Genomic DNA, 12,111 nt, shown 5'->3' on the forward strand with positions numbered 1-12,111 from the left:
AGCTCCTGTCCCCCTTGTCGCTTGGCAGCCGGCCAACTGGCCTCGCTATTCCGCGCAGACCTCCTGTCGGACAGGTTCTGGCCGCGCCGGGCCGGCAGGTGCAGCCCATGAGGTCTGGCCTTCCCCCCGCCCGCCGGTGCGGAGGGCCCCGCCAGAGGTACGAGTCGCGAACCTGTCCGACTGTCGGACCGGTTCTCGCCAAGCCGGGCCGGAAGGAGGAGCCCAGGACGCCTGGCGCCGCTCCCATCACGGGCAGGGAGCGGCGGCGCGGCGCCCCCTCAGCGCGCGGGCCCCGCGGCACCGCCTGGCGCGGCCACGGGAGCCGTGGCGGGCGCGGCGTTGGCCGGGGCCGGGGTGGCCGGCAACGCGACGCCCGGCGAGGAATTGAGCGGCGCGGGCGTGCCCACCAACGGCGTGGGCGTGCTGGTGTTGAGCGGCGCGGGCGTGCCCACGATGGGCGAGGCCGGCGTGCCGGAGGACTGCGACAGCGGCGGCACCGTGGAGGGGATGCCCGGGCTCACCTGGGTGGTCCCCACGAAGGTGTTGAAGTCCGGCGCGGACACCTGCGGCGCGGTGAAGCCCCCCACGGACACGCCCGCCACCGTCGGCGGCGTGGCGAACGTCCCCTGCCCCACCGTGGCCGTGGAGCCCGGCGACACGCCCGACACCACCGGGGGCGGATTGGTGGGCGCAGAGGGCGCGAACGAACCGCTGAACGTCGCAGGCCCCGATGAAGGCAGCGCGGGCGCCGAGGGCAGGATGACCGTCGTCGTCCCGGCCGCGCCCGCCCCCCGGGACACCGCGCCGGTCGCCGGCCCCGCCGTGGTCGCGACGCCCGTCGTCCCCGCCGTGCCGCTGCCTCCCGTGCCCTGCGAGAAGCGCGGCGCGGGCATGGGCGCCACCGCCGCCGGGAACGCCGTGGGCGACACCGGCGTCAATACCGCGAGCGACGAGGGCAAATCCCCCGTCGTGGGCACCACCTCCACCGACGGCACCCGCGTCCCCTCCACCTCGATGGAGACGTTGTCGAAGAGGAACTGGATGAACCCGCGCGGCTCCGCTTGCGGCGGCAGGTTCCACACCACCACGACCACCTCCGCGTCCCCAGGCCGCGCTTCGCGCAACAGCCGCTTCGTGTCGTCGTCCGCGTACGTGCCCGCGTCCAACGCCGCCGCGTGCACCAGCGCCGAGTCCGTCAACAGCGCCCCGTTGCGCCACACGCTGCCAATGCCCCAGACGGCCATCGCCGCGTGCGCGCGCGTGGTGGCACGCCAGCCAATGCCTGTCTCACCGTAGATGGGCGTGCCCATCAGCACCCCGCCCTCGATGAGGTGCGGCGGCGGTGGAGGGAGCGGCCCGGCGGGCGCTGGCGACATCGCCTGGGCTGGCGGGAAGCCCGTCTGCGTCAGCTCCACGCGGTACTCGGCGCCACCCACGCGCAGGCTCGCGGAGAGCCGCGCCTTGTCTCCGAAGGTCGCGCTCGACACCCCGACCCGGTCCTGCACGGAGAACGATACCTGCCCCGTGCCGCGCTCGGTCAGGTCACCGAATGGAAGCGAACCCTGGAAGAAGTAACCGTCCGGCTGCTCGGTCCTCGCGCTGGCCTCCCGGCCCTCGAACGTGACCCCTTCGCCCCCTGGCGCCGCCGCCAGGACACCGGACAGCAAGATGCTCGTGATTGGACCCGCCATCGACGCTGCCTCCCTTGAAGTTGAAGGTAGGCAGCGGAGCGGGCCGTGGCACGCCCCGGGACTAAATCAGACCGCGGGCGCGGCGGATCTGCTCGACCGTCTTGTTGTACTCGATGTCGAAGGCGCTCGTGCCTTCCTGCAGGTGCTTCAGCCGCGAGCGGGCCTCCCGGTCGATCTCGTCGTCGACGTCCAGGTGCTTCTTCATGCCCTGGAACATCTTCTGACGCAGCACGTTGTCGGGGGAGTAGACCTCCTCGACGTTCCGGCTGATGAGGAGGAACTCAATCATCTGGTTGATGACGTACTCGATGCCCTCGTCCCCCATCTTGAAGCCGCGCACGTCCGCCATCTCGCGCTTCACCTGGTTGAACTTGGAGTAGTCATATCCCCGACGCTCCAGGGCCTCGCGCGTCGCCTGGTTCACACGCTCTTCGTTGGCGAGGTACTCGCGCATGATGGCGGAGAGATCCATCTCGGCGTCGGCCACGCGCATCGGCTCCACCTCGATGTCCCCGTCCTGCATGAGCTGCTGAATGGCCTCGCGCGAGATGATCGGGATCACCTTCGGATACAGCCTCATGTCGGTCCCTCGTCCTCTTCAAACGTGCTCGGATCTTCAACCGCTATAAATCAGCGCCGAGCATGGTCGCAATGAAAAACCCTAGGAACGTCGCGGGTTCCAGCGGCCAGTCCCCCCGGCGTCCGAAGCGGAACTTAATCATGCCGCACCGGGTGGCGACCCTCCATCCGCTTTTTCATGCACGGGTTCGGAAGCGTCATCCAGGGACGCCTCGCGCACGGGGTCCTCGGTGTCGTCCTCGGGGTCGCCATGCAGGCCCGCGTGGACGCGCTCGGCCATCGCCGGGCCCACGACCTCGGTCAGCTCCTCGATGCTGGCCTCCCCCACCCGCTTGAGGGAACCGAAGTGGCGCAGCAACATCTTCCGCCGGCCTTCGCCCACGCCGGGAATGTCCTCCAGCGCCGAGCGCAAGGAACTCTTGCGCATGGATTTGCCCTGGAAGGTGATGGCGAAGCGGTGGGCTTCGTCCCGCATGCGCGTGAGCATGAACATTTCCGCGGAGTTCTGCGGCAGGACGATGGGGTCCTTTCGGCCCAGGACGAAGACGCGCTCAGGGCTCCTGGCGCTCTCCGCGTCCCGGTCGAAGACGTCCTGGTCGCGGCTCTTGGCCAGGCCCACCACGTCCACGCCCTCCACGCCCAGGTCCTTCATGGCCGCGTGCGCGCTGGCGAGCTGGCCCTTGCCGCCGTCGATGACGAGCAGGTCCGGCAGGTCGTGGTCCTCCAGGCCGCGCTTGAGCCGGCGGGTGATGACCTCGTACATGCTGGCGAAGTCGTCCTGCTTCTGCACCGTCTTGATCTTGTATTTGCGGTAGCGCGACTTGTCCGTCTCCCCGTCCGTCACGGCCACCTGGGACGCCACGATGGAGGAGCTCTGGAAGTGGGAGATGTCGTAGCACTCCATGCGGCGCGGGAAGTTGCGCAGGCCCAGCTTGGACTGGAGCCGTGACAGGACCGTGTCCGTTTCGTCCTTGGTGCGCTTTCGCTCCACGAACGCCTGCTCCGCGTTCTTCACCGCCATGTTCACCAGCTCATGCTTCTCCCCGCGCTTGGGGACGAAGACGCGCACGCGCTCGCCCTTGCGCTCCGTGAGCAGGGCCTCCAGGCCGTCCGTGCCGTCGCCGGGCTCCAGGGGCAGGAGGACCTCCTCCGGCACGAAGCCGCCCTGGTCGTAGTAGAGGTTCACGAACGAGGCGAGCAGCTCGTCGTCCGGGAACTCCTGGCTGCCGAAGGGGAAGGCCTGGCCGCCGTTGAGCCGGCCCTGCCGCACGTGCAGCACGTAGAACAGGATGCGGTCGCCCTCGCGATACAGGGCAAACACGTCCTGGTCCTTGAAGTCCGTGGTGGCCACCTTCTGGCGCTCCAGGCTGCGCTCGATGGCGAGCAACTGGTCGCGCACCCGCGCGGCCTCCTCGAACTTCAGCTCCATGGACGCGCGCTTCATCCGCGCGCGCAGCCCTTCGATGAGCTGCCCCGCCTTGCCCTCCAGGAACATGGCCACCTCGTCCACGCTCTTGCGGTAGTCCTCCGGGGGCACGGGGTGGACGCACGGGGCCGGGCACCGTCCAATCTGGTACAGCAGGCACGGCCGCTTGCGGTTGGCGAGCACGTGGTCCGTGCAGGTGCGCAGGCGGAAGAAGCGGTTGATGAGGCGCAGCGTTTCGCGGATGGCGCCCGCGCTGGAGTACGGGCCGAAGTAGCGCGCGCCGTCCTTCTCGTACTTGCGCACCACCTCCAGCCGGGGGAACGGCTGGGTGCGGTCCAGGCGCAGGGAGATGAACTGCTTGTCGTCCTTGAGCAGGACGTTGAAGCGCGGCTTGTGCTTCTTGATCAGCTCGTTCTCGAGAAGGAGCGCCTCCTTCTCGTTGTGGACGAGCACCGTCTCCAGGTCGCCCAGCATCGTGTCCAGCAGGGACACGAAGACGCGGGTGTCTCCGGAGCGGTTGAAGTAGCTGCGCACGCGGCTGCGCAGGTTGATGGCCTTGCCCACATAGATGATGGTCCCGCGCTTGTCCTTCATCAGGTACACGCCGGGCTCGGTGGGCAGCGCGTCCAGCTTCTCCTGCAGCCGGATGTCCATGGCGGAGGCCCCTAGTTCTTGCGCGAACGCGACCGGGCCGCGGGCTTCGCCGCCCCAGAGGAACCGCTGCCAGACGGGGACGGACGCCCCCGCCCGCGCCCCTTCTTCGGCGTGGTGCCGGGCTGGTCCACGGCCTTGGCCGGCGCGCGCAGGAGCGAACGCGAGGCGGGCTTGAGCCCCAGGTCCATGTCCTTGAGCAGTTGGACGCGGTCGCGGAACTCGGCGGCCTTCTCGAACTGCATCTCGTCCGCGGCCTTGAGCATGTCGGCGGTGAACTCCGCGATGAGGCGCTTGATCTCCTTGGGCTCCAGGAGGTCGTTCTCCCCTTCCGCCGCCATGGGCAGCGCGCCCGCGCCCGCGTCGTAGTCCGGGATGTTCTCCGTGAAGTCGGAGATGTTGCTCTTCACCGTGCGCGGCGTGATGCCGTGCTCCTGGTTGTATGCGCGCTGGATGTCGCGGCGGCGCGCCGTCTCCTCCATGGCGCGCTTCATGGAGTCGGTCATCTGATCCGAATACATGATGACGCGCCCGTTCACGTTGCGCGCCGCGCGGCCAATGGTCTGGATGAGCGACACGTGGCTGCGCAGGAAGCCCTCCTTGTCGGCGTCCAGGATGGCCACGAGCGACACCTCCGGGATGTCCAGGCCTTCACGCAGCAGGTTGATGCCCACGAGCACGTCGAACTCACCCCGGCGCAGGTCGCGGATGATGGCCATGCGCTGGATGGCGTCGATGTCCGAGTGCAGGTAGCGGACCTTCACGCCCACGTCGCTGTAGTACTCGGTGAGGTCCTCCGCCATGCGCTTGGTGAGCGTCGTCACGAGCACGCGCTCGTTGCGCGACACGCGCACGCGGACCTCTTCCAGCAGGTCATCCACCTGGTTGCCCGCGGGGCGCGTCTCCACCTCCGGGTCGGTCAGGCCGGTGGGGCGGATGATCTGCTCCACCACCACGCCCTTGGACTTCTGCAGCTCGTACTCGGCGGGGGTCGCGGAGACGAAGACGGCCTGGGGGACCATCTCCTCGAACTCGGTGAACTTCAGCGGCCGGTTGTCCAGGGCGCTGGGCATGCGGAAGCCGAAGTTGACCAGCGTCTCCTTGCGGGCGCGGTCGCCGCGGTACATGGCGCCAATCTGGGACACCGTCTGGTGGCTCTCGTCGATGAGGACCAGCAGGTCGCGCGGGAAGTAGTCGATGAGGCACGGGGCCGGCTCTCCCGGCGCGCGTCCGGTGAAGTGGCGCGAGTAGTTCTCGATGCCGTTGCAGTAGCCGACCTGTTCGATCATCTCCAGGTCGAACATGGTGCGCTGCTCCAGCCGCTGCGCCTCCAGCAGCTTGCCCTCCGCCTTGAACTTCTGGAGCTGTTCGGCCAGCTCCTCGCGGATGGTGCGCATGGCGTTCTGGCGCGCGTCCGCGCCGGCGACGTAGTGGCTGGCGGGGAAGATGACGATCTTCTCCAACTGGCCCAGCGTCTGGCCGCGCAGCGGGTCGAACTCGGTGATGCGCTCCACCTCGTCGCCAAAGAAGCTGACGCGCACGGCGCGCTCTTCCTCGTAGGCGGGGAACACCTCCACGGTGTCGCCGCGGGCGCGGAAGGTGCCGCGGTGGAAGTCCAGGTCGTTGCGCTCGTACTGGGCCTCCACCAGCTTGCGCATGAAGCCGTCGCGGCCCATCTCCTCGCCCACGGCGGCGCGGATGGCCAGGTCCACGTAGCTGCGCGCGGCGCCCAGGCCGTAGATGCAGGACACGCTGGCCACGATGATGACGTCGTTGCGGGTGCGCAGGCTGTGCGTCGCCGAGTGGCGCATCCGCTCGATGTTGTCGTTGATGGACGAGTCCTTCTCGATGAAGGTGTCCGTCGACGGGACGTAGGCCTCGGGCTGGTAGTAGTCGTAGTACGAGACGAAGTACTCGACGGCGTTGTTCGGGAAGAGCGCCTTGAACTCGCCGTAGAGCTGCGCGGCCAGCGTCTTGTTGTGCGCGATGACCAGCGCCGGCCGTTTCACGTTGGCGATGAGGTTCGCCATCGTGAACGTCTTCCCCGAGCCGGTGACGCCCAGGAGGGTCTGGTAGCGGTCGCCGCGCAGCAGGCCCTCGGTCAGCTCCCCAATGGCCCTTGGCTGGTCGCCCTGCGGCTTGTGCTCACTGACGATTTCGAAGTCCGGCATGGAGGACAGATCTAACATCCCCGCTGCCTGTGTACTGAACATTCGTGCACGTCCGTCCGGCAAAGGACGGGGCGCCCCCCTACTTCGCGGCCGGGGCCTTCATCGCCTCCAGGGACTTCAGGCGAGCGGCCTCGAATTCGTCGCCCTTGTTCCACGCGGGCAGCTCCGGGGCCTTCGCCACCTGGGCGCCCACGAGGAAGAAGAGCCGGGTGTCCTCCACGGCGCCGGACAGGTCCCACTCCGGGCGGACCTCGTCGGAGGGCTGGTGGTAGTGCTTCGCCTCCCACTGGCCGCGCTGCTGCTTGCCCCAGCCCTCCGGCCGGCCGATGAAGTCCATGCCGCTGCCGAAGTAGGCGGCGGGAATGCCCTGCCGCGCGAAGTTGAATTGATCCGAGCGGTAGAAGAACCCGCGGTCGGAGAGCTGATCCGCCTTCACCGTGCGCCCCTGCGTCTTCGCCATCGCGGTGACGTAGGTGTCCAGGGAGGACTTGCCCAGGCCGATGACGGTGATGTCGCGCGTGCGGCCCAGCACGTTGCCGCCGTCCACGTTGATGTTCGCGGCGATGCGGCCCGGGGGCACGGGCGGATGCGCCGCGAGGTACGCGGAGCCCAGCAGGCCGTACTCCTCCGCAGCCACCGCGGCGAAGAGGATGGAGCGGCGCGGAGGCGTGGGCAGCGCGGTGAAGGCGCGGGCCACGGACAGCATCGAGGCCACGCCGGCCGCGTTGTCCAGCGCGCCGTTGTAGATGACGTCCTCGCCGGGCTTGCCGTCGTCCTTCTTGCCCAGGTGATCATGGTGCGCGCTGTAGAGAACCACCTGCTTCGCCAACGTGGGATCGCTTCCGGGCAGCAGGCCCAGCACGTTCGCGGTGGGCCGGCGGCGCACCTCGTTGGACAGGCGCAGGGACAGCGTCACGCCCAGCGGCACCGGGCGGAAGTCGCGCTTCTGGGCGGCGGCGCGCAGCGCGTCCAGGTCCTGCCCCGCGAGCTTCATCACCTGCTTCGAGGCGTCCTCGGTGGTCCACGCCTTCACCTGGAGGCGGGGCGCGTCCCCCGCGGGCAGCTCGAACTGCTCGCCGGTCCACGACGTGCGCACCACCTGCCACGGATAGCCCGCGCTGGGCGTGGTGTGGATGATGATGGCGCCCGCCGCGCCCGTCTTCGCCGCCTGCTCGTATTTGTAATCCCAGCGGCCGTACCAGAGGCGCGTCTTGCCGGCGAAGAGGCGCGGGTCGTCCTCCGGATCATTGTTGAGGATGACCAGCGTCTTGCCCTTCAGGTCCGCGCCCTTGAAGTCATCCCACTGGTACTCCGGCGCGACGATGCCGTAGCCCACGAACACCAGCTCGGATGCGTCCAGGGTCGCCTCCGGGGCCTGCACGCCGGACACGGCGATGAAGTCCTCGCGCGGCTGGAGCTCCACGCGGCCCGCCTTCGTCTGGAAGGTCATGGGGCCCGGACGGCTGTGGATGCCCATCAGGTCGAAGCGCTGGAGGTAGCCGCCGTCCTCCGCGCCCGGCTTGAGGCCCAGGGCTTCGAACTGCGTGGCGATGTACTCCTGCGCCAGCGCGTCGCCGCGCGTGCCGGGGCCTCGGCCCTCCAGCAGGTCGCTCGCGAGGAAGCGCACGTGCGCGCGCAGGAGGTCCGCGGTGATGGCCTGTTCGGCCGTCTTCTCCTGCGGCGTGACGGTGGGCACGCCCGCCGCCAGGACGGGCACCGGGCCCAGGGAGCACAGCGAGACGAACAGCGCTGGGAGGAGCCTCATGGGCCTGAGTGCGTAGCATGGCCGCACGGGCGCCCCCAGCGGGTTTTCAGGAGGCTGTCGCCGCCACCTTCCAGGAGGTGCCAGCAGGCGTGTCCATGATGTCCACGCCCAGGGCCTTGAGGGCGCCTCGCACCTGGTCCGCCCTGGCGAAGTCCTTCGCGGCGCGCGCGGCGGTCCGCTCGGAGAGCAGCCGCTCCACCTCCGCCACGTCGATGCCGCGCTCACGCACCGCGCGGTCGCGGCGGCGCAGCAGCCACGCGCCCGGGTCGTCCTCGAAGAGGCCCAGGACGCGGGACGTCTCACGCACCTGCTCGCGCAGGGCCTGGAGCGTGCGGCCCACCAACGGCTTGTCCTTCACGGGCGGCTTGTCGGTGAGCTCGTTCATGAAGCCGAAGAGCCCGGACAGCGCGCCCAGCGCGCCCGCAGTGTTGAAGTCGTCGTCCATGGCGGACTCGAACTCCGTGAGGAAGCGCGCGGGGTCGCCGTGCAGCGGGCCCTTGCCGAAGTCCTTGCCCGCCACGCGCTCGTCCACCTTGCGCAGCGTTTCGTAGAAGTACTCCATGCGCCCTTCGGCGTCCTGGAGCGCCTTCTCCCCGAAGTTGAGCGGGTGGCGGTAGTGCGTGGAGAGGAAGAAGAAGCGCAGGGCCTCCGCGTCCACCTTGGCGAGCGCGTCGCGCAGGCGCACCACGTTGCCCAGCGACTTGGACATCTTCGCGCCTTCCAGGTCCAGGAAGCCGCAGTGCATCCAGTACTTCGCCATCGTCTGGCCGGTGGCGGACTCGCTCTGGGCGATCTCGTTCTCGTGGTGGGGGAAGATGAGGTCCAGGGCCCCGCCGTGGATGTCGAGCGTGCGGCCCAGGAACTTCTCGCTCATTGCGGAGCACTCGATGTGCCAGCCCGGGCGGCCCTTGCCCCAGGGGCTGTCCCACGACGGCTCACCGGGCTTCGCCGCCTTCCACAGCGCGAAGTCCAGCGGCTGGTGCTTGAGGTCGCCGGGCTGCACGCGCTCGCCCTGGCACAGGTCGTCCAGGTTGCGCTTGGACAGCTTCGCGTAGTCTTCGTCCTTGTCGACGGCGAAGTACACGTCGCCCTTCGCCTCGTAGGCGTAGCCCTTGTCCACGAGCGTCTGGATGAGAGCGACGATCTCCGGGATGGTCTCGCTCACGCGCGGGGACACGTCCGGTTCGCGCAGGTGCAGCGCGCGGGCGTCGTCGCGGAAGGCCTCCACGAAGCGCGAGGCCAGGTCCACCGGCGCCTCGCCCGTCTCGTGCGCGGCCTTGATGATCTTGTCGTCGACGTCCGTGTAGTTGCGCACGTACGTCACCTTGAAGCCCCGGTAGCGCAGGTAGCGGACCACCACGTCGAACGACGTGAAGGTGCGCGCGTTCCCGATATGAATGTAGCTGTAGACCGTGGGCCCACAGACGTAGACCTTCACTTCGCCGGGCACGAGCGGCTCCAGCGGCTCCTTCTGCATGGACATCGTGTTGAAGAGCCGGATGGATGGGGGGGCCACGGTGGAAGGTCCTCCTTTGGGAGCAGGGCGGGCGCGGCACTTGCGCAACGCGATACACACTCTAGGATCCCGGGTCCCACACAGGCCAGCACTTGGCGTTGGAAGCGTCGGATAGGGAGAATCGCCGCATGGCTCCGCCGAATCCGAAGCGTCCGCCGCGCCCTCCCCGCCCTCCCGGGCAGCAGGCGTCTTCGGACGACCCCTCGGAGGAGCTCCCGTTCGACGACGACGAGGTGGCGCCCCTGCAGGCGGATGATCCTCGCCCGCAGCGCGTGCCCCAGTATCCGGCGGGTCCCCGGAAGGCGAAGCGGCGGGGGCCGGGTGAGCGCAGCCGGTCCGACCGCGAGCTGACGCCCCGGTATGACTGGGCGATGGAGTATTCGGATCCGGGCCTGACGCCCGCGTTCGTGTACGTGGAGCGCGGGCCGGGCGCCGGGCAGCTCGTGCCCCTGCGCCAGGGATCCATCACGCTGGGGCGGTCCTCCACGTCGGACCTGCGGCTCCAGCATGCGTCCATCAGCCGGCGCCATGCGCAACTGACCCGGCGGGGCAATGTCTTCATGGTGCGCGACCTGGGCAGCCAGAACGGCACCTTCGTCAACCGCCTGCGCATCAAGGGCGAGGTGGAGATCAAGCCCGGGGATGAGCTGAGCCTGGGCAACGCGACCCTGCGGCTGCGCGGTCCGGGGGCCGGGCCGACGGCGAGCCGGACGTCGCTGGAGCCGCTGCTGTCTCGCACGGCGAAGCGACCGCTGAATGGCGTCGCCGTGGCGGTGGCCGCGGCGGTCGTGGGCTCCGCGGTCGCGGCGTTGATCAGCGTGGTGGCCATGCGGATGGGGGAGCGGGCTCCCGCGCGGACTCCAGCGGAGGGCGCGCCCACGAAGGCCCCTGGGACTCCGGCGGCGCCCGCGAACGACGCCCGGGAGACCGAGGCGGCGGCGTCCGCGAAGGAGGCGTCCATCGTCGGAGAGGAGGCGCCCGCGAAGGCCGCCTCGCCCAGCGCGACGGATGCGGCTCCTGACGTTCGTGAGCACGCCGCGTCTGGCGCTGGCGGAGCGACGAAGCTCAGCGCGGCGGATGTCGCTCGTGGCCTGCGTCCGGGCGCGCCGGCGACCGTGGACGGGACGACGGGCGCGGCGAAGGTCCTCAGCGCTTCGGACATCGCGCGACGGGTTCAGTCGGATCAGGTGTCCCCGAGCGCCTCGGACATCGCGCGACGGGTTCAGTCGGGCCAGGCGTCCCCAAACGCCTCGGACATCGCGCGACGGGTTCAATCGAGTCAGGCGGCCCCAAGTGCCTCGGACATCGCTCTCGGCGCGCACGCGAGCACGGTTGCGACGTCCAGGGACGCGGAGCCAGGCGCACGGGAGGTCGCGAAGGGCGCGGGGACCACGAAGGCGGGTGAACCCCATCCAGACGCTTCGGGCGCGGGTCTCGTCGTTGCCGCTTCCGGGCGGAAGGCCTTGTCCTCGGCCGAGCCGTCAGGGCCTCCGGACGAGCGCCAGCGCGCGGACATCCTCGCTCGCTATGAGTCCGGTGACGTCGCCGGAGCGTTGGCCCAGGCGAAGCGCGCGAACCTCACGCCCCTGGTGCAGCAGCTCACCCGCTTCCAGACCGCCGAGACCGCGGCCCGGACCGCCCTGGCGCAGCAGGACCGCACCCGGGCGATCGACGCACTCAGCGCCGCCGTGCGGGCGGACCAGGAGCTGTCCCAGGGATGGAGCCGCCAGGGAGTCGGACTCCGCCGCCAACTCGCCGGGCTGTATGTGCGCACGGGCCAGGACGCCGTTCGGGCTCAGCGCTTCGCCGACGCCCGAGCGGCCTTCACCGCCGCGCTCCAGCACGACGCCGACAACAGCGAGGCCCGCTCACAGCTCGCGGCGCTCGAAACGCAGGCGCCCTGATTCAGCGGTCCCGCCGGGCTCCACGGAGGCGGGCCATTGCGACTGGCAATTCGGGCGCCAGCGCCCTCCCCCGATGCAGTTCTCCGAAACCGACAGTCGGACAACTTTTCTGGGCTCGGCTGGGGCAGAGGCCATCCGGCCGCAGGCGTCCAAACTTGTCCGACAGTCGGACAACGCTTCTGGGCTCGGCTGGGGCGGAGGTCCTGGCCTTGAGGCTTCAAAACCTGTCTGACAGTCGGACAGCTTTCTTGGGCTTGGCTGGGGCGGAGGCCCTCCGACCTCATGAGTCCAAACTTGTCCGACCGTCGGACAACTCTTCTGGGCCCGGCTGACAGCGTAGCTCAGTGGGGCTGAGCAACTGGGTAGCCGCAGTGAGAGAACCAGCCTGCGGCGTCCCTGGGCGTGAGT

Annotated in this window: 7 protein-coding genes; 1 reads left to right on the top strand and 6 read right to left on the bottom strand. The window is 69.5% G+C overall.

Translation table 11 applies throughout. The features are described from left to right. Nucleotides 1-278 precede the first annotated feature (278 nt). The 6 genes from K8556_RS39625 to cysS form a co-directional block, all read right to left on the bottom strand. Nucleotides 279-1,691, bottom strand: coding sequence for a hypothetical protein (locus K8556_RS39625; protein ID WP_304504039.1), 1,413 nt, complete (start codon nucleotides 1,689-1,691; stop codon nucleotides 279-281). Between the two features lie 61 nt (nucleotides 1,692-1,752). Continuing rightward, complete coding sequence (locus K8556_RS38170; protein ID WP_014398200.1) at nucleotides 1,753-2,271, bottom strand: DUF507 family protein; 519 nt, start codon at nucleotides 2,269-2,271, stop codon at nucleotides 1,753-1,755. 138 nt (nucleotides 2,272-2,409) lie between these two features. Next, nucleotides 2,410-4,350: an excinuclease ABC subunit UvrC gene (gene uvrC, locus K8556_RS38175; protein WP_223745065.1), complete on the bottom strand. Its 1,941-nt coding sequence runs from the start codon at nucleotides 4,348-4,350 to the stop codon at nucleotides 2,410-2,412. Nucleotides 4,351-4,361: 11 nt separating this feature from the next. Next, nucleotides 4,362-6,518, bottom strand: coding sequence for an excinuclease ABC subunit UvrB (gene uvrB / locus K8556_RS38180; RefSeq protein WP_223745068.1), 2,157 nt, complete (start codon nucleotides 6,516-6,518; stop codon nucleotides 4,362-4,364). 79 nt (nucleotides 6,519-6,597) lie between these two features. Then, entirely contained in the window at nucleotides 6,598-8,283 is a 1,686-nt protein-coding gene (locus K8556_RS38185) for a M28 family metallopeptidase (protein WP_223745066.1), read from the bottom strand. A gap of 46 nt (nucleotides 8,284-8,329) precedes the next feature. After that, nucleotides 8,330-9,799 (bottom strand): cysteine--tRNA ligase, encoded by a 1,470-nt coding sequence (gene cysS / locus K8556_RS38190; RefSeq protein WP_370640037.1) that lies wholly within the window; start codon nucleotides 9,797-9,799, stop codon nucleotides 8,330-8,332. Nucleotides 9,800-9,927: 128 nt separating this feature from the next. On the opposite strand from cysS, the gene K8556_RS38195 reads away from it, so the two are divergent. Beyond that, nucleotides 9,928-11,703, top strand: a complete 1,776-nt coding sequence (locus K8556_RS38195; protein ID WP_223745067.1) for an FHA domain-containing protein — start codon at nucleotides 9,928-9,930, stop codon at nucleotides 11,701-11,703. The last annotated feature ends 408 nt before the right edge of the window (nucleotides 11,704-12,111 follow it).

The sequence above is a fragment of the Corallococcus sp. AS-1-12 genome (genome assembly GCF_020036995.1).
Taxonomy (GTDB): domain Bacteria; phylum Myxococcota; class Myxococcia; order Myxococcales; family Myxococcaceae; genus Corallococcus.